Source organism: Galbibacter sp. PAP.153 (assembly GCF_037029175.1).
GTDB classification, from domain to species: domain Bacteria; phylum Bacteroidota; class Bacteroidia; order Flavobacteriales; family Flavobacteriaceae; genus Galbibacter; species Galbibacter pacificus.
Map to the genome: position 1 here is coordinate 82,640 of NZ_JAZEUN010000003.1, position 18,735 is coordinate 101,374.

Here is an 18,735-nt window from a genome sequence, read left to right on the forward strand (position 1 = left end):
AGTGAAGTTATAATAACGTGAAAAATCTTTTATTTGTATAAAACTTTTTTTACCGCATTTACAACATCGCCTGCATTGGGCAACCATTCTTGCAATAAAACCGGAGAATACGGCGCGGGCGTATCTGCGGTATTTATTTTAATGATTGGCGCATCGAGGTAATCAAATATTTGCGATTGTACCTGGTAGGTTATTTCTGTTGCAACATTTCCAAAAGGCCATGCTTCTTCAAGAATTACCAGTCTGTTTGTTTTTTTAACAGATTTAAGAATGGCATCATGGTCCATTGGCCTTACTGTTCTTAAATCGATTATCTCACAACTAACCCCTTCTTTTTCGAGCTCATCGGCTGCTTTGTAGGCTTCTTTTATAATTTTTCCAAAAGAAACGATAGTTACATCGTTTCCTTCTCTTTTAATATCGGCAACTCCCAACGGTATGTTGTATTCATCTTCGGGAACTTCACCTTTGTCTCCATACATCTGCTCGGATTCCATAAATATAACGGGGTCATTGTCGCGTATTGCAGACTTCAACAACCCTTTTGCATCATATGGATTGGAAGGAACCACTACTTTCAAGCCCGGGCAATTGGCAAACCAGCTTTCAAAAGCTTGCGAGTGCGTTGCCGCCAATTGGCCCGCAGAAGCGGTGGGGCCTCTAAAAACTATTGAACAATTAAATTGACCGCCGGACATTTGACGGATTTTTGCCGCATTGTTTATAATCTGGTCAATCCCAACCAATGAGAAATTAAAAGTCATAAACTCAACAATAGGCCTGTTTCCGTTCATGGCTGCTCCCACACTTATTCCAGCAAAACCTAATTCGGAAATAGGTGTATCCAGCACTCTGTCTGGACCAAATTCATCCAACATTCCTTTAGAAGCTTTGTAGGCACCATTATATTCTGCAACTTCTTCACCCATTAAATAAATAGTGTCGTCTTTGCGCATCTCTTCGCTCATCGCCTCACAAATCGCTTCTCTAAACTGAATTGTTCTCATCTATTTTTTTTGATATTATTAACGTCTGTTTTTTTAAGCTTAGCAAAAATAGTAATTCTAATACAACTATTTCAATAAGATTTTAATAAAAAATTATTATGCATGCATAGTATATTTTTAAAATTATCAGTATCTTCGTAGCACATTCATTAAAATCACAAAAAATAGCTAAAATATGAAGATATTAGTGTGTATAAGTCATGTACCGGACACTACCTCAAAGATAAATTTTACCGACGGAGATACAAAGTTTGATACAAATGGCGTGCAATTTGTTATAAATCCCAATGACGAATTTGGGTTAACGCGTGCCATGTGGTTCAAGGAAAAACAAGGTGCCTCTGTAACGGTGGTTAATGTTGGCGGACCCGAAACCGAGCCTACCTTACGAAAAGCTCTGGCAATAGGCGCCGATGAAGCTATTAGAATAAACGCAACCCCAACCGATGGCTACTTTGTTGCCAAACAACTTGCCGAGGTTGCCAAAGATTACAACTTGATTATTGCCGGAAGGGAATCTATAGACTACAACGGGGGTATGGTTCCGGGAATGCTGGCAACCCTTATCGATGCAAATTATGTTAATAATTGTATCGGGCTCGAAGTTGAAGGCGAAACCGCAACCGCCGTCCGTGAAATAGACGGTGGTAAGGAAACCTTAAAAACAACTTTTCCACTCGTTATCGGTGGTCAAAAAGGACTGGTTGAAGAAAGCGACCTTAAAATACCCAACATGCGCGGCATCATGATGGCCCGTAAAAAAACACTCAACATCACAGAACCCGTTAGTGGCGACGTTGCCACAAAAGCCGTTTTCTTTGAAAAGCCGGCACCAAAAGGGGCCATTAAATTAATTTCCCCCGATAATTTAGACGAGCTGATAGACCTTCTGCACAACGAAGCTAAGGTAATATAATGAAGTTGAACCGTTAAAAAGTTAGCGTAATTATACCTTCTAACTTTGCAACATTATAACTTTCAACCATATAAAACATAAAAATATACAAAGCTGAAAAATGAGAGGATCTCAATACAAGTAAAAACAATAAGATCTTGAAACTTTCAACTTTATAACTTTATAACTCATAAAATATGTCTGTTCTTGTTTATACCGAAACGGAAAACGGAAAACTTAAAAAAACCGCATTAGAAGTAGCTTCCTACGCAAAAGGAGTTGCAGATATGCTTGGGGCTACGGTAACTGCCGTAACCGTGAATGCCGAAAGCACCAATGAATTATCTAAATATGGTGTTGACAAGGTTTTAACCGTAAAAAACGATAAGCTGGGCAATTTTAACGCAAAGGCCTATGCCGATGTACTAAAACAAGCCGCCCAAAAAGAAAACAGTAAAGTAGTAATAGTAAGCTCAAGTGCCAATGCAAAATTCATGGCGCCCATATTGGCTATCAACCTCAATGCCGGTTATGCCTCCAATGTAGTTGCATTACCGGAAAGCGACAGCCCATTTAAAATAAAGCGCACTGCCTTTACCAATAAAGCTTTCAATATTACCGAAATTTCTTCGGAAGTAAAACTCATCGGGCTTTCCAAAAATGCCTATGGTTTAAAGGAAAACAACGGTGCCGCAACCGAAGAAAGTTTTTCTCCCGAATTAAATGAAGCCGATTTTTCTACGGAAGTGACCAATGTTGATAAAGTAACGGGCAAAGTAACCATAGCCGATGCAGAAATTGTAGTATCGGGCGGACGCGGACTTAAAGGTCCCGAAAATTGGGGAATGATCGAAGAATTAGCCGATGTGCTCGGTGCAGCCACCGCCTGTTCCAAACCAGTTTCAGACATGGGTTGGCGCCCACATAGCGAGCATGTTGGCCAAACAGGAAAGCCTGTGGCAGCCAACTTATATGTTGCCGTTGGTATTTCTGGGGCAATTCAGCATTTGGCCGGGATCAACGCATCCAAAGTAAAACTGGTTATAAACAACGACGCGGAAGCTCCATTCTTCAAGGCCGCCGATTACGGTGTGGTTGGAGATGCCTTTGAAGTAGTTCCGCAACTAATTGAAAAATTGGAAGAATTTAAAGCGAATAACGCATAATTTTTGTTAAATTGTGCCCCTAAAGGGCTGTCTAAATTTTGGGATTTGCCCATTGTTTAGACAGCCCTCGCTATTTTAAATGATGTATGAGTTTAGTAAAATTAAACATAAAAGGAATTTCTTATAGTCAAACCCAAAACGGGGCATATGCTTTAATATTGAATGAAGTAGACGGAGAAAGAAAATTGCCCATTGTTATCGGGGCCTTTGAAGCACAATCCATAGCCATTGCACTGGAAAAAGAGATAAAACCCCCAAGACCCTTAACCCACGACCTCTTTAAAAGCTTTGCAGACCGTTTTGAAATTGTGGTAAAACAGGTAATTATACACAAACTTGTAGACGGTGTTTTTTATTCCAGTATTATTTGCGAACGCGACAAAATAGAAGAAATTATAGACGCCCGTACCAGCGACGCCATTGCACTTGCATTGCGCTTTAACGCACCCATTTTTACTTATAAAAACATTCTGGACAAGGCCGGGATTTATTTAAAATTCTCCCCAAAGGAAGACGAACAGCAGGAAGAAAGCATTATTGTAGACGAAGTGCTGAGCAATGAAGACAAACCGTCAAAGTCCGATACTTCCTACAGAACCTATTCCTTGCAAGAACTTTATACCATGTTGGATGGTGCCGTTGCCAATGAAGATTATGAAAAGGCGGCCAAAATAAGGGATGAAATCTCCAAAAGGGAAGAAAAATAAAAACTATATAAAGCATATTTAACCAATCCGCCGTAACTAACATCAATTTATCTAAACAAAAACGTGTTGAAAAATATACTACTCCTACTATTATCGGTTTGTTTTACGGGGGCATTGTTTGCTCAGGATATCGAAAAAAACTGGGGCTCTCAAGAAAATACATCTTCAATAAAAGAAATACGGTTTAAAGAAGGTGATTTCAGTTTCAAAAAAAAGGGCCTTGATTATAAAGGGAGCTACATCTTCCAAAACAACAATCTTATATTATATTACGACACTCCGGCCGACAGCCTCGAAAGGTATAAAGTAGTCGAACTCACCGATTCTACATTGGTATTCGGCAACAAAACCTCTACCTACAATTTTACGCCATCCACGGCAAATGGCCAAGCGTTGGTTTCTTCAAAAGAGGCACAAAACATAATACCCAATCAAGGTTTTAGCTTTGAAAGCTTATGGCGGGGCGTTTTAGGTATGCTATCCTTATTGTTTATTGCCTTTTTGTGCAGTAGCAACCGCAAGGCCATTAACTGGAAAACCGTGGGCATCGGCCTGGCTTCACAATTAATATTGGCTATTGGCGTATTGGAAATCTCGTTTGTTCAAAAAACTTTTGAATGGCTGGGAAGTATTTTTGTTCTTGTATTAGATTTTACGGCCGCCGGAAGCGAATTCCTTCTTGGCGGTTTAATGGATACGACCAGCTTTGGTTATATTTTCCTTTTCCAGGTATTGCCAACTATTGTATTTTTCTCTGCCCTGACATCGGTGCTGTTCTATTTGGGAATTATTCAGGTGATAGTAAAGGGAATGGCTTGGGTGCTTACAAAATTATTGGGAATTTCGGGCGCAGAAAGTTTATCGGTAGCCGGGAATATATTTCTAGGGCAAACAGAAGCACCTTTGATGATAAAAGCTTATTTGGAGCGAATGAACAGATCCGAAATTCTCTTGGTCATGGTTGGCGGTATGGCCACCGTTGCCGGAGGCGTGCTTGCCGCCTATATTGGTTTTTTAGGTGGCGACGATCCGGCATTGCGCCTGCAATTTGCCAAGCATTTATTGGCCGCTTCAGTTATGGCTGCCCCGGGCGCCATTGTAGTGTCTAAAATGCTGTATCCTCAAGTAGAAGATATTGTAACCGATGTTGAAGTATCTTCAGATAAAATAGGCTCCAACATTCTTGATGCAATTGCAAACGGTACCACCGAAGGACTTAAACTGGCCGCCAATGTGGGCGCCATGCTCTTGGTTTTTATTGCTTTTATTGCCATGATAAATTATGGCCTCGGAAGAATCGGGCACATTACCTCGCTAAATACCCTTATGGCCAATTACACGCCCTACGAATCTTTTTCCCTTGAGTCTATTCTCGGTTTCGTTTTTGCGCCGCTTATGTGGCTCATTGGCGTAGCCAAAGAAGATATGATGCTCATGGGGCAGTTATTGGGTATAAAATTGGCCGCGAGCGAATTTGTAGGCTATGTTCAATTGGCCGAATTAAAAAATGTAGCCAGCACCACGCATTTTACATACAATAAATCGGTTATCATGGCCACGTATATGCTTTGTGGATTTGCCAATTTTGCATCCATTGGGATTCAAATTGGAGGCATCGGATCTTTGGCTCCCGGACAACGCAAAAATTTATCAGAGTTTGGAATGAAAGCTGTTATCGGGGGCTCCTTGGCCTCGCTCCTTTCGGCTACCATTGCCGGGATGATTATTGGATAGCTTAAATTTCAAGGCAAACATTATCTACAGTTATACAAATACTTTTTTCAATGGGATAAGTACCTTATCTTTGGTATTGCCCCAAACAGCAACCTCATTGTTTATTGATAAATATTTGCCTGCCATGAAACCATTTAATTTTAAGGAAAAAGACATTTTAGTGCCCGAGCTATATCCCGAAACGGATGCTTCTATAGCCAATGCCGTTGAAAATCCAGGACTAGCCGTCTACAAACTACCAAAAAACAGGGGCTCGGTTATTTTTACAAAAGAAGACAGCACTATTCTTTCTGAAAAAGAGCTTAGTAACCAGTTTATTGTATTTCAACTTTCTGACAAAGCAGATGGTGCCGCAATTTTTGAATCTTCGGAAGTTACACCTACTATTGAAGGCAATAGGGAAGCACCCGACGTTTTGATGAATCTCGACATGCAATCGTTCCATATCGGGGACGATATAAAAGTAGACAAAAATACACGGGCCACCATGCGTATTAATATCGGTCAGGACGAAAGCACGGCCAATAGTAATTTTGATATTGTGTTTTGGAGTATTGCAGCCGGGCTGGATCTCTACAATAACGAGAAAAAAGAACCGGTTACCCCCAAGGACCTTAAGGCCGATTTTAAACAGGCCTTTGGCAATAGGCCCATTGAAATTCCCGGCGGACTGGCAAAAATGACCTTCGAAGTGGTAAAGCACGAAGAACCCAAATGGTGGCAACGTATATTTAATTTTTTTCAATCGAAAACCGGACGTGTGTTTACAAGTACTATTGGTTTTCCGGCCATTACCCACAGTGCCATTAATTTAATTGACGAACTGTTGAACAAGTTGGACAAATCAAGTCCCGAAGTGCTTTTTAAAAGCAGGCCATTACGCTTGGCGCTTTCGCAAAAAGCCAAAAACGATTATACCGGCGGTAACGAACGTATAAAAATAGGTGCCTTGTCGCCCGGATTTTGTGTATTGGCCCGGGGAAAGGATTTCATGAAATTTATAAATGCCGATGCCTTTTATTACCCGACCTACGGAAAACTGGTGCCGGCCAGCGTTAGCAATGCCGACCTGGTTTCGGGGAATTACGAAGACCCTTTTAAAAATGTAACCTATGCAATTTTTAGGGTGGGCATGCAAGCCGCTAAACTGGATCCTACTTTTAGTTTTGGAAGTGAGTAAATCTGGATGGCATTTACAATTACGTTGATAACCTTTTGATAAATAAACACGGACATTTAAAAATGAATGCACAGCTTTTTTTATTTTCGCAATACAGCGCGTTAGGGATTGCAGCAAGGTACCCCAGCTGACTGGCAGTGGCCATACAGGCGTGTACCTCGGAAAGCCCGCCCCGCACCCGACTGGAAGGAGGGGTGCGGGGAACGCCCAAATAATTTCTCACTTTATAGAATGAACAGCATGAAGCAGTATCACGATCTTGTTAGGCATGTTTTGGAACATGGAAATGAAAAAGGGGACAGAACCGGAACGGGGACCAAAAGTGTTTTTGGTTACCAGATGCGGTTTGATTTAAGTGAAGGGTTTCCTATGGTTACCACCAAAAAATTGCATTTAAAATCGATTATTCATGAGCTTCTATGGTTTTTAAATGGCGATACAAATGTAAAATACCTACAAGACAATGGCGTGCGTATTTGGAACGAGTGGGCCGATGAAAATGGAGATTTGGGTCCGGTGTATGGCCACCAATGGAGAAATTGGAACAGTGAGGAAATAGACCAGATAATGGAAGTTGTGGAAACGCTAAAAAATAATCCGAACAGCCGAAGGATGCTGGTCTCTGCATGGAACCCAAGCGTTTTACCGGATACATCGGTTTCTTTTGACGAGAACGTGACCAATGGGAAAGCCGCATTGCCCCCGTGCCATGCATTTTTTCAGTTTTATGTGGCCAATGGAAAACTTTCTTGTCAATTGTACCAGCGAAGTGCCGATATTTTTCTGGGCGTTCCGTTTAATATTGCCTCTTATGCATTGTTTACCATGATGATGGCACAAGTATGCGGCTACCAGCCCGGCGATTTTATCCACACTTTTGGCGATGCCCATATATACAACAACCACATGGAACAATTGGAACTGCAACTTTCCAGAACCCCAAGACCATTGCCTATCATGAAATTAAACCCGGAGGTAAAAGATATATTCAACTTTAAATTTGATGATTTTACATTGGAAAATTACGATCCGCACCCACATATTAAAGGGGTTGTGGCCATTTAATAAATTGCTCTAAAATAGGGGCCATTAAAAACAGCGTAGTAATTTCTGACAATAAAAAATTTAGACAGGAAATATTAGACATATTAAATAAAAGCAACATGAATGTAACTCCCGCTCAAAAACAAGTATCTTTGACAATCTAGCAGTTCTAATTGGGGTGAGCCTACAAAATCAAGAAGATGATCCTATTGAATGCTTTGTTGCTGATGAAATCAATGTTATGAACAATACAAGAATATAAAGACGTAGTTTGGCTATAAAAAAATTCAAATACAATAGTTCATAATTACCATTTTTAACATCTTTTAACTACTTAAAACAAAAAGCTTTACATAAAATCGTTAAATTTATTTACAGAACAATAAGAAAACGATTACTTTTATGATAATCACCAACCAAATTATTGGCGATTTTATACAAACAAGGCAAACCACAGAAGAAATATGCGCGCCATTAACCCAGGAAGATTATGTAGTCCAACCAACCATTGACGTCTCACCCCCAAAATGGCATTTAGGGCATACCACTTGGTTTTTTGAAGAATTTGTCCTTAAGAAATTTCATCCAGATTACACCGAATACAACCCGCAATTCAGTTATATATTCAATAGTTATTACGAAAGTATGGGGGACCGCATACTTCGAACCGATAGAGGGAATTTAACCCGGCCTTCGGTAGAAGAAGTATATCGGTACCGTGATTATGTTACCAATCATTTGTCGGAATTTTTAGACGACCATTTGACCGATGAAATTGCCGGATTGATTACCATTGGGATTCACCATGAAAAACAGCATCAGGAATTACTTTTTACCGATATAAAATATATCTTGGGAAACAACCCCTTGCTCCCTAAATACTCCGAAACGTTTGAAGAAAATACTATTGAAAAACAAAAATCCAAATGGCTTAAGGTCCCCGAAGGAATTTATGAAATTGGCCACGTTACAACTGATTTTTGTTTTGATAACGAGCTCGGCAAGCACAAAGTCTTTTTACATAATTACAAAATCTCCAACAAGCTTATTACCAATGAAGAATATATTGAGTTTATAAGGGACGGAGGCTACCACAACTTTAATTTTTGGCATGCCGAAGGCTGGGACTGGGTAAAAAACAACAATATTTATGCCCCTTTATACTGGCATGAAATAAATGGAGAATGGTACCAATATACATTTAAGGGATTAAAACCCGTGGAACTTCAAGCTCCCGTAACCCATGTTTCTTATTATGAAGCTTTTGCTTATGCCGAATGGAGAGGGCACCGACTTCCAACCGAATTTGAATGGGAAGCAGCACAAGAATTTTTTGACTGGGGAAAACGTTGGGAATGGACCGAAAGCTCATACATCCCCTACCCTTATTATAAAAAAATATCGGGGGCCTTGGGCGAATACAATGGAAAATTTATGGTAAACCAAAAAGTATTGCGCGGTGGCTCGGTTGTTACTTCAAAAAATCATACACGGTATACATATAGAAATTTTTTCCATCCGCATTTAAGATGGCAATTCACCGGAATAAGACTTGCCAAAAGATAAATTCAATGGAAAAAAAAACACTTACAAAACTAGAAAACACCTTTGAAGAAGATGTTTATAAGGGGTTGACCTCGTACCCTAAAAAACTTTCGTCTAAATATTTTTATGATGAAAAGGGCGATAAAATCTTTCAGCAGATTATGGAAATGCCCGAATATTACCTAACCAATGCTGAATATGAAATTATTGATACTTACACGCCGGCTCTTGCCGAAATTTTTAAAGATGAAGAAAAAGGATTCGACCTTATAGAATTGGGGGCAGGTGATGGAAAGAAAACAAAAATACTATTGCAATACCTTACAAAGAACAATTACAAATTTAGCTACCTCCCGATCGATATTAGCAAACATGCCCTTTTAGACCTTAAAACTAATTTAAACAAAGAATTCCCCCAGTTGGAAGTGGTGCCAAAACAAGGAACGTATCTTGATGTGCTGCACGAACTGAACGAGTTTAAGCACCGAAAAAAAGTAATAATGATGTTGGGATCCAATATCGGTAACATGGTTCACGAAAATGCAATTTCTTTTATGCAGGGCATTCAAAAAAGCATGCACAAACAAGATTTATTGTTTATGGGCTTCGACCAAAAAAAACATCCCAAGAAAATAACCAAGGCATATAGCGACAAAACTGGTATTACAGAAGCTTTTAACAAAAATATTTTGGTGCGCATCAATAATGAGCTGGATGCAAATTTTAATCCCGACAAATTTATTCAATGGGAAAGCTATAATCCAGAAACGGGGACGGCAAAAAGCTTTTTGGTTGCTACAGAACCGCAAACCGTTTTTATAAGGAAAATGAACCTTCATGTGGATTTTGATGCCTGGGAAACCATTCATACGGAAATTTCTCAAAAATACGATCTCAAGACCATTGACTGGATTGCCGGACAAGTAAACCTGAAAATCGTTAATCAATATACGGATGCCCAACAATTATTTAAAAACTTTTTGTTTGCTATATAAATATGGAACTCATTAACGGAATACAAAATAAATTTCATCATCTGGCCCAGATTCTGGCTGCATTTAGCAACAGCTTTTTAGAAAAAAGAGAAGACGATAGCCAGTCTGCCTTATTGTGGAATATTGAAAAAAGTGCATTGCAATCTCAAATTGTAAACAATGTATTTTACCTTGAACTTAATTACACCGATGTTTATTTGCGCTTGTATAAAGGAAGCGATTTTAAAGAAATCGATCTTTTGGGGCTTACCCAAAGCGATATCGATGCATGGATACGCGAGACCATTAGCGATTATGGACTTGAGGCCGGAAAGTTTCATTACAATCTGGGCTTCAAACTTAATACCAAATTTGATACGTTTATCGCTTTGGATTCAACAGATGAAAAAGCCATACTTCAACTTGTTGAACAACGCAATATTGCACAACGTTCGTTAGAAAAAATAAAAATTTCATCTAAAAACACATCCTCCATTTATGTCTGGCCGCACCATTTTGATACCGGAATGCTGGTATATCCCGAAGAAACCGAGAAAAAAGGATTTGGTCTGGGTTATGCCATTGCAGACGGAAGCATAAGCGACAAGCCATATTATTATGCCTATATATGGGGCGACAAAAATATAAATTACGACCAATTGCCAAATTTAACAACGGGCAATTGGGTTCTAGGAAACTGGAAGGGAGCCATAATACCCGTAAACCATAATTACGATTTAAATATTGTAAATAAATTATACGAAGAATTTACCGATATTATGCGCCCACGCCTGTAATGTATATTATACGTTTAAGGGCTAAACAAACAAGACAGCATTTTCAGTCCCGGCATAATCATTCCATTGAAAAGCATCGGCTTCTATTTCATTGGTATAATTACCGTCTATAATGTAACGAAATTCATAGGTGCTATCTTTTGGTATTTCAAAAGTCCCTTTAAAATTCCCATTTTTCAATTTTTTTAGTGATGCTTCTTCTGGATTCCATTGATTAAAATCGCCAACTACCACTACTTCATTTGCTTCTTCGGCAGGTACTGTAAATGTTACTTTACAAACCGGTCTTGATTTTAAGTATTGTTTTGAAATTGCCATTGCCTTTATGCTTTAATTGATTAAACCTACCTCAAAAGAATAAATTTAAAACATCATAAACAACTAACAACCAAATATTTATCATTTTATTAAAACTACCTTAACCAAAAAATGAAATTAGCAAAATTTAACTATCAAAACTGATGAAAAAGAAGCTTAATGTTTAAGTATGCTAGCTATTTTATCAATGTCGGCTTTGGTATTATACAAATGAAAACTTACTCTGGCTCCACTTCCGCGTAGCGAAAATGTAACATTTCTAGATTTTAATGCCGCTTGTTTCTTTTTATCAATTTGAAGATTAAAAATTGACGAGTGTTCTTTTTGCCCGGCCACCGTTTCGGTAAGTAAGTTGAGTTCCTTAAACTTTTGCATGGCATATGCCGAGATACTTTTTGTATGTTTTTCTATGGTTGCTATTCCAACCTCATTGAACAATTGCAGTGAAAAGGCCAAGCTTCCAAAATTTAAAGTATCTAAATGCCCGGGTTCAAAATGCGCCCTTATATGATTTACGCCCTGCAAAAAAGGTTCTTTTTGGGGCTCGAACTCAAAAGACTTTGGATATATTTTATCTTTTATGGCATCGCCAAACAGCATATAACCATTTCCATAGCCGCTCAAAAGCCATTTATAACCGCTACCGCCATATATATCTATTCCAGAGTCTTTAAATGAAAAATCGAACATTCCACTGTATTGGGTCCCATCGGCAATAAAGAGTACTTCTGGATATTCTTTTTTTAATGATTTGATAAATTTTAAATCGATTTTTATCCCGCTCAAGTATTGCACCACACTAAAGGCAAAAATATCGGGTTTTAATTTTTTAAAGGCCTCCCGTATATTTTCCTCCATGTCTGGGTTTACCGTTACATACGAAACATTTTTAAATCCGCTACTTACAAACGGCCAGTTTAACGACGGATAATCGTCTTCCAATAAAAGTATATTTTGGTTTTTATCGATTCCATTTACAAAGGTTTTCAGGGCAAATGAAAAATTGGGTGTTAAAACGGTATTCGGATTTGAAGCATTAAAAAAGCTGGCCACCTGTGCACGGATATCTTCAATTTGTTCTCCGGCGCTTTCCCTGAACCTACTCCCCCCGATTAAAAAATCTATATCGTGTTCCTGACGCCATTCCATTAAACTTTCGTACATTAAACCAGAGGCAGCAGTATTTACATAGGTATATTGGTTGATTACGGGAAACCCTTTCGAAAATTGTTCTATTGTCATTTTTACTCACTAAAATTTATCACCTTAAAGGTAAATATCTTAGTCAATAAAATTGATTTTTTAAGAAAAGAAATTCCAAACCACACCAAAACGGACTATAAAATCCCGATAGGGATTGTTTGGCGCACTATAATAGTTGTATTCGCTGGTAAAAATTGTATTGAAATGTTCGGCTTTTAAATAAATCCTGGTCCGACGTACTTTTGCATTGATAAAGAGGTCAAACAACGGAAAACCTCCAATTTCTTCACGGTCTTGTATAAGCAGTTCGCCAAGCACGGGGCTATATGAGTTCATATAATATTCCGTAAAATATTTTGCCGTAACACCCACTTGTAGGTATAGTGCTTTTTTAAATAAATGGTTGGAATAATACAACGTATTTCTGGTTACAATATCCGGCACATTTATAATATTTTCACTCTGACTTACATTTTGATACATAATGGTATTGGCAAGCCCCCACCGCCTTAAAAAATGCAGGTCATTGCTAAATTTAACCTTCATGGAGTTTATAGATCCACCAAATTGCATTGGCGATACAAGTTGGACATCGTCTTCTACCGAAACAGAGTCCCCCTCCATTAATTGTTCTTCAAAGTAGGCATATTTATCGCGTATGGTATAAGCTACGCTCAAACTTCCCCATTTTTTATGCGTTGCAGTTCCTTGAAGGGTGCTTATTTTTTGTTTTTCAAACGTATCTGTATACTGCCAATTATAATTTTTATAATCACTTTGATATAATAAGAAATTATAGTTTGGCATTCTTGAGGATGCATGTAATGATGCGTCCACACTTATATCATTGGTAAGTTGGTACCCCATTTGGGCATTTAAAACCGTTCCGCCCATATCGCCCACAATATTCTGGGTAAAATCGGCATTAAGGAAGAAACCGCCTATTTGCTTTTTCCATTTACCGCCCACGGATATTTCGTTATCTCTTAACTGATTGGTAATTGTTTGATTTGGGGTTACCACAACACTGTTAAAATAGTAATTGTACTTGTAAAAATTAACCAAAAAAGTAACATCCCCGGCAATCTTGCTTCGGTAATTTAAATTAAGTTGATTGTTAAAAGATTTAAACTTTGCCCTGTCATTAAGGTCAGCAGTCTGGTATGCCTCGCCAAAATAGGCGTTTGCAGCATCTTGACGGAACTCGTATGTTTTTGTTTCGTAATTAAGCTGATGCCCAATTGCCAACCCATAATTTTTAAGAGAATCTTGTTCTTTAAAAAGATAATATTGATGATCTAAAAAATATCGTTTTCCCAACAAAAAATTCTCTGCATCGTCAAATTTAACATCAATCCTGGAACGGTCTATAAACTCATCATCCCCCGATGTAAATTGTTCCGGAACAGCCAAACCACCATTTTCTTCATTTAAAATGTCCTGAGAAGCGTAATGTGCCCTTAATTGATATTTTCCATTTTTGGTTTGGTAATTGGTGGTAAACCTAAAATTTCCGGTACTGGAAAGTATGTGCTGATATTTCCCCAGCGAGCGCATTCCTTTATAGGCAATAGACATGTTTAGCCTAGGAGAAGTATTAAGCGTAATCATGGCATCCAAGATCTGCCCTTGTTCCATAACAGTTTTGTAAAACAATTCGGTAGTTGGTGTGGGCACCCGGTAATATGAGATGTCTTCTACTTCCATGTAATTATTGTACTTGGCCTCTTCGCCCATTCGGGGGTAAAACCCTTTTTGTGTGGTCTCGGCACCCAAAATATTATAAGTTTGTCCAACATTTGCAAAGGGCAACAACTCGAAATCGTCTTTCCGCAAATAATTGTATTTGTATTCTTTGTATATGGTTAAAGTGGTATCAAAAGTAGTGGTGTCCCTTTGATAAGAGATAATTTTATAATCCTCTATGGGAAACTCCTTATCTTTCTTTTTATTAGATTTTGCGTCTTTAGAGATAACAAGTGTTGTATCCTTAACAACTTTTGTGTTTTCAACTTCTTGGGCATTGGTTTTACATAGACCGAGTACAAGAAAAAAAATCAAGAAATTAAAATATTTCACACGTTTATATTTTAGTAATCAACTAATGATAAATTTATTTATAAATCGGAGTACTACAATAATTGTGCCTCCGTGCTGAAAATAAATATCCCCCTTTAATTATGAGACAACTATTTTATAAGCAAAAAAAACACCTGTCCTTATATTTCTGTTTGAAGGCAAAGGTATATTATTTGAACGAAATTAAAAGTTTGAAATTGTGGAATAAAAGATAAAGGGTATTTTATGTATATACATGTTGTACCTATTTGGAAAATTATGCTCTTTTTATTTATCGTACTGAATACTAAAAATGATTTATGCCCCCATTTATTGTTTCCTGTCTTATTTATATATTTTTGTATAAACCCATAATATAGTTATATGCTTAAATCGTTTAGCGAGTTACTATTAGAAGCCGGTACCGACGAGGCTGGAAGAGGATGCTTGGCAGGGCCTGTTACGGCTGCGGCCGTGATTTTGCCTATTGAGTTTGAAAATAACATTATAAACGATTCTAAACAACTGACCGAAATTAAAAGGAACTTACTAAAACCACTTATTGAAGCTAAGGCCTCTCATTTTGGGGTTGCCCATATTTACCCAGAGGAAATTGACAAAATTAATATTTTAAACGCTTCTATTCTTGGTATGCATCAAGCCTTGGATATGTTGAATGCTTCTATTGAACAGATTATTGTTGACGGTAATAAATTTAAACCCTATAAAAACGTTCCGTTTGAGTGTATTGTAAAAGGGGACAGTAAATATTTAAGCATTGCAGCGGCTTCTATTCTGGCCAAAACCTACCGCGATGCATATATGGAAAAAATTCATGAAGAGTACCCTATGTACAATTGGAAAAAAAACAAAGGCTACCCAACCATGGAGCACCGCGAAGCCATTAAAAAATATGGCATTACAAAATACCACCGAAAATCTTTCAGGCTGTTACCCGAACAGTTAAAAATGGAATTTTAGAATTTAAAAAAGACCACCAAAAGGTGGCCTTTTATAACTTACTAATTCTGTGAATCAATATTATTATAGGCAATGGCACACCGTCTAGGTCTGTCACATTCCCGATTATTGTTTTCTCTTGGGAAAAGAGGATTGTACAACCAACGCCATAAATAGCGTCAGCATCCAAGTAAACTTTGTCCTCATATTAAATTAATTTGCTTTAGCATATGAAACATAGTATATTTTTCTTAACAGTTAAAATATCACATGTAATATCTTTCTCAGGTTTCAGTATTGACAATATTTTATAAATAGGAATGTTTTTTAAGTAATGAAATATTTTTTTTACACGAGGAATATTTTTTTTATTACTCTTAAACCATAATAAATATGTTGGAGCAGAAAAAAATGTTTTATATCAAGAAGTTGGGTTCGAAATTCTATTTTTGTCTAAAATTATCCTTTCATGAAAAGATTTTTTGTATTTACATGCTTGGCTATCGTTTTATTTCAATCTTGTAAAGAGGAAACCGTATCTCCAGCCTCCGGCCTTATTGCTTATACTCCCAGAAATGCCAATGTTGTAATTAAGATTAACGATTATCAAGCGTTTAAAAGCGAGTTGATCAACAACAACTTTATCAAGCTTTTAAAAAATACCCCCGCGTATAAAAACACTTTCGGCTTATTGAACGCTTTAAAATACATTACCCCAAAAGGAACTTCGCTGTTAACCTTTACCGAAATCGGGAAAAATGAGTTCAACTATACGCTTATATGCAAAAACCATAACGATTTATTTAGCATAGATTCTACCGTTAACCGGAAAGTCGAAGAAATAAAGTATGAAGGAGCTTCCATTAAAGTACTTTCCATAGGAGAAAAGCAAATTTTCAGTACTTCGGTAAACAACTATTTTATCGGTTCTTCTTCCCGGCTACTTATTGAAAACCTCATCCGGAACACTGGAAACCTTAAGGCAGACAAAAACCTTGAAAAACTTTATCAGGTGGCTCAAAACAACATTGCGGCCAATATTTTTATCAACCATAAAGAGTCGGCAAACCTGTTCCAGAACGTCCTGTCCAAAAACCTTTCGAACAATATGGTGGAATTTAACGATTGGACCTCGGTAGATGCCAGCATTGCACAGGATTATATTAAGCTTAACGGGATTGCCACTTCCAGCGATTCTATTCCCAATACACTAAACCTTTTTAAGCACAAAAGCCCTGCTTCTTCGCATGCGGCCGAAATCGTGCCGCTCAATGCCAGTTTTTTTATTGCATATCCTGCTGTAAACCCATATAACTTAAGGACTGTTCAGCCTAAAGATTCCCTTTTTAAAAACATTGAAGAATTTGTAGAAATAGGCCTTAACCAAGTTAAGGTGGCCGCCGTAAAAAACAACGACAACATCGATTTTGAAGATAAACTACAACAATTTGTCAAGCAAAAATCAACGTACAGGGACCAAACCGTTTGGGAGCTCAACACAGACGACTTACTTGTTACGCATTTAACCAAAATTGCCAAACATATCAAGGCCGCCCATGTTGCAAAGGTTGGCGATTATTATGTATTTGCACAAAACAGTGCCCTTCTGGAAGGCATTATTTCAAATTTCCAAAACAACGCTACCTTGGCGCAAGTTTCCACATACACCAATTTAAGGAGCGAACTGGCCGATGAATCTTCGGTCCTGGCCATTGCCAATCTTGAAAAAATTAAGGACAGCGGCTCTATTTTAAACCCCGATTTTATAACCGGAATAGCCAAAACTTCGTTTAAAGATTATAAATATGCCGCGTTTCAGTACATTTCCGAAGGAAACTTTGCCCATTTCCATGTTTTGCTTAAAAAGGCCAATACATCTACGGTAAATTCAAATCTGGTTACCCAATTGTACAGCACCACACTGGATGCCGACATAGTTTCCAAGCCTCAGTTTGTTTTAAACCATTATACCAAGAAAATGGAAATTGTTGTCCAGGACAACGAAAACAACCTTTACCTTATCGCCACCAATGGTAAGGTGCTCTGGAAAAAGAAACTGGACAGCAAAATAAGGGGCAATATCTCTCAAGTTGACCTGTACAGGAACGGCCGGCTCCAACTGGCCTTTACCACCGCAACTAAGTTCATGGTGGTAGACAGGAATGGCGAGGACGTATCCCCGTTCCCGTTAAGCTTTAACAGCACCATTACCCAGCCCTTGGCTGTTTTTGATTATAGCAACAACAGAGATTACCGGTTTTTAATTGTTATGGGTAAGCAAATAAAAATGTACGACCGCAATGCCGAAACCGTTAATGGGTTTACCTTAAAAGAAACCAACAATACTCTTATAAATAGCCCTAAACACATACGTATTGGCAACAAAGATTATATTGTTTTACAGGAAAACGACGGAAAACTGGACATTCTCCACAGAACCGGCGATGTGCGGGTGCGTGTGAAGGGTAATATCGATTTTTCGGGGAACGAAATATACCTTTACAACGGAAAATTTACCACCACCAATACCAATGGCGACCTAATCCAGGTGGATCAGCAGGGAAGGCTTAACAAAATTGCCCTCGATCTAAAGGAAAATCATTTAATCGATGCCACTGCACATACCTTGTCCACGATTTCCGAAAACATGTTGAACATCAAAGAAAATAAGGCTACGTTAGACTTTGGCATCTATACCCAACCTAAAATATTTTACATCTACGATAAAATATACGTGTCGGTTACCGATAAACAAACGCATAAGGTTTATTTGTTTGACAGCAATGCCAAAATGATTGAAAATTTCCCTGTTTACGGGGATGCTGCTGTGGATCTTGCCGATATGGACAATGATAAAAAGCTGGAAATGATTACCGTGGGCGATAAAAACTCGGTTATCTGCTACAAAATCAATTAAGCGTACCAAATACGCTATAAAATACTCCTGCAAGGTCTTTTTTTGTTCTTATAGGCCTGCTTTTGTATCCTATAAAACCTACAAGGTGTTCAAAACCATGCAGGGACGGGCAAATGCGACAAATACATAGGATTTCTAAGCTTGAAAAGCATATTCTTTATTTTTTGGTGGTTTATCGCTTCATATCTATATCATTTGTATGCCGAGGTGCTTACTATTGCTGAAAAAAA

At 38.1% G+C, this 18,735-nt stretch carries 15 protein-coding genes; 11 read left to right on the top strand and 4 right to left on the bottom strand.

Annotated elements, in window-relative coordinates:
* Positions 1 to 29 precede the first annotated feature (29 nt).
* Complete coding sequence (locus UXI14_RS02220) at positions 30 to 1,007, bottom strand: pyruvate dehydrogenase complex E1 component subunit beta (RefSeq protein WP_335964620.1); 978 nt, start codon at positions 1,005 to 1,007, stop codon at positions 30 to 32.
* A 175-nt stretch (positions 1,008 to 1,182) separates the two neighbouring features.
* Here UXI14_RS02220 and UXI14_RS02225 point away from each other — a divergent pair, with 175 nt between their 5' ends.
* The 9 genes from UXI14_RS02225 to UXI14_RS02265 all read left to right on the top strand — a co-directional run bounded on the left by UXI14_RS02225 (position 1,183) and on the right by UXI14_RS02265 (position 11,049).
* Positions 1,183 to 1,923, top strand: a complete 741-nt coding sequence (locus UXI14_RS02225) for an electron transfer flavoprotein subunit beta/FixA family protein (protein ID WP_335964621.1) — start codon at positions 1,183 to 1,185, stop codon at positions 1,921 to 1,923.
* A 176-nt stretch (positions 1,924 to 2,099) separates the two neighbouring features.
* On the top strand, positions 2,100 to 3,068 hold the full coding sequence (locus UXI14_RS02230; RefSeq protein WP_335964622.1) for an electron transfer flavoprotein subunit alpha/FixB family protein: 969 nt from the start codon (positions 2,100 to 2,102) through the stop codon (positions 3,066 to 3,068).
* A gap of 86 nt (positions 3,069 to 3,154) precedes the next feature.
* A complete protein-coding gene (locus tag UXI14_RS02235; protein WP_277898222.1) occupies positions 3,155 to 3,775 on the top strand; it encodes a bifunctional nuclease family protein in 621 nt (206 codons plus the stop codon).
* Positions 3,776 to 3,841: 66 nt separating this feature from the next.
* Complete coding sequence (locus tag UXI14_RS02240; protein ID WP_335964623.1) at positions 3,842 to 5,509, top strand: nucleoside transporter C-terminal domain-containing protein; 1,668 nt, start codon at positions 3,842 to 3,844, stop codon at positions 5,507 to 5,509.
* Positions 5,510 to 5,633: 124 nt separating this feature from the next.
* Positions 5,634 to 6,689 (top strand): hypothetical protein, encoded by a 1,056-nt coding sequence (locus tag UXI14_RS02245; protein ID WP_335964624.1) that lies wholly within the window; start codon positions 5,634 to 5,636, stop codon positions 6,687 to 6,689.
* A 240-nt stretch (positions 6,690 to 6,929) separates the two neighbouring features.
* Positions 6,930 to 7,754, top strand: coding sequence for a thymidylate synthase (locus UXI14_RS02250; RefSeq protein ID WP_335964725.1), 825 nt, complete (start codon positions 6,930 to 6,932; stop codon positions 7,752 to 7,754).
* 381 nt (positions 7,755 to 8,135) lie between these two features.
* Positions 8,136 to 9,299, top strand: a complete 1,164-nt coding sequence (gene egtB / locus UXI14_RS02255; protein ID WP_335964625.1) for an ergothioneine biosynthesis protein EgtB — start codon at positions 8,136 to 8,138, stop codon at positions 9,297 to 9,299.
* 5 nt (positions 9,300 to 9,304) lie between these two features.
* Positions 9,305 to 10,273, top strand: coding sequence for an L-histidine N(alpha)-methyltransferase (locus tag UXI14_RS02260; protein WP_335964626.1), 969 nt, complete (start codon positions 9,305 to 9,307; stop codon positions 10,271 to 10,273).
* 2 nt (positions 10,274 to 10,275) lie between these two features.
* On the top strand, positions 10,276 to 11,049 hold the full coding sequence (locus tag UXI14_RS02265) for a hypothetical protein (protein ID WP_335964627.1): 774 nt from the start codon (positions 10,276 to 10,278) through the stop codon (positions 11,047 to 11,049).
* Positions 11,050 to 11,070: 21 nt separating this feature from the next.
* Here UXI14_RS02265 and UXI14_RS02270 read toward each other — a convergent pair whose 3' ends face one another.
* The 3 genes from UXI14_RS02270 to UXI14_RS02280 all read right to left on the bottom strand — a co-directional run bounded on the left by UXI14_RS02270 (position 11,071) and on the right by UXI14_RS02280 (position 14,649).
* Positions 11,071 to 11,367, bottom strand: a complete 297-nt coding sequence (locus UXI14_RS02270; protein ID WP_277898216.1) for an isoamylase early set domain-containing protein — start codon at positions 11,365 to 11,367, stop codon at positions 11,071 to 11,073.
* A gap of 156 nt (positions 11,368 to 11,523) precedes the next feature.
* On the bottom strand, positions 11,524 to 12,609 hold the full coding sequence (locus tag UXI14_RS02275) for an aminotransferase class V-fold PLP-dependent enzyme (protein ID WP_335964628.1): 1,086 nt from the start codon (positions 12,607 to 12,609) through the stop codon (positions 11,524 to 11,526).
* A gap of 60 nt (positions 12,610 to 12,669) precedes the next feature.
* Positions 12,670 to 14,649, bottom strand: a complete 1,980-nt coding sequence (locus UXI14_RS02280) for a putative porin (protein ID WP_335964629.1) — start codon at positions 14,647 to 14,649, stop codon at positions 12,670 to 12,672.
* 363 nt (positions 14,650 to 15,012) lie between these two features.
* Here UXI14_RS02280 and UXI14_RS02285 point away from each other — a divergent pair, with 363 nt between their 5' ends.
* Both UXI14_RS02285 and UXI14_RS02290 read left to right on the top strand, forming a co-directional pair.
* Positions 15,013 to 15,609 (top strand): ribonuclease HII, encoded by a 597-nt coding sequence (locus tag UXI14_RS02285; RefSeq protein WP_335964630.1) that lies wholly within the window; start codon positions 15,013 to 15,015, stop codon positions 15,607 to 15,609.
* 448 nt (positions 15,610 to 16,057) lie between these two features.
* The gene (locus tag UXI14_RS02290; RefSeq protein ID WP_335964631.1) at positions 16,058 to 18,505 is read left to right on the top strand and encodes a ribonuclease HII; all 2,448 of its coding nucleotides are present in this window, start codon (positions 16,058 to 16,060) and stop codon (positions 18,503 to 18,505) included.
* Positions 18,506 to 18,735: the final 230 nt, after the last annotated feature.

Bases quoted from the DNA above. Each gene is read 5' to 3' on its own strand.
- UXI14_RS02260 (WP_335964626.1), top strand. From the start codon at position 9,305: ATGGAAAAAAAAACACTTACAAAACTAGAAAACACCTTTGAAGAAGAT.
- UXI14_RS02225 (WP_335964621.1), top strand. From the start codon at position 1,183: ATGAAGATATTAGTGTGTATAAGTCATGTACCGGACACTACCTCAAAG.
- UXI14_RS02250 (WP_335964725.1), top strand. From the start codon at position 6,930: ATGAAGCAGTATCACGATCTTGTTAGGCATGTTTTGGAACATGGAAAT.
- UXI14_RS02265 (WP_335964627.1), top strand. From the start codon at position 10,276: ATGGAACTCATTAACGGAATACAAAATAAATTTCATCATCTGGCCCAG.
- UXI14_RS02270 (WP_277898216.1), bottom strand. From the start codon at position 11,367: ATGGCAATTTCAAAACAATACTTAAAATCAAGACCGGTTTGTAAAGTA.
- UXI14_RS02220 (WP_335964620.1), bottom strand. From the start codon at position 1,007: ATGAGAACAATTCAGTTTAGAGAAGCGATTTGTGAGGCGATGAGCGAA.
- UXI14_RS02290 (WP_335964631.1), top strand. From the start codon at position 16,058: ATGAAAAGATTTTTTGTATTTACATGCTTGGCTATCGTTTTATTTCAA.
- UXI14_RS02230 (WP_335964622.1), top strand. From the start codon at position 2,100: ATGTCTGTTCTTGTTTATACCGAAACGGAAAACGGAAAACTTAAAAAA.
- UXI14_RS02275 (WP_335964628.1), bottom strand. From the start codon at position 12,609: ATGACAATAGAACAATTTTCGAAAGGGTTTCCCGTAATCAACCAATAT.
- UXI14_RS02285 (WP_335964630.1), top strand. From the start codon at position 15,013: ATGCTTAAATCGTTTAGCGAGTTACTATTAGAAGCCGGTACCGACGAG.
- UXI14_RS02245 (WP_335964624.1), top strand. From the start codon at position 5,634: ATGAAACCATTTAATTTTAAGGAAAAAGACATTTTAGTGCCCGAGCTA.
- egtB (WP_335964625.1), top strand. From the start codon at position 8,136: ATGATAATCACCAACCAAATTATTGGCGATTTTATACAAACAAGGCAA.
- UXI14_RS02235 (WP_277898222.1), top strand. From the start codon at position 3,155: ATGAGTTTAGTAAAATTAAACATAAAAGGAATTTCTTATAGTCAAACC.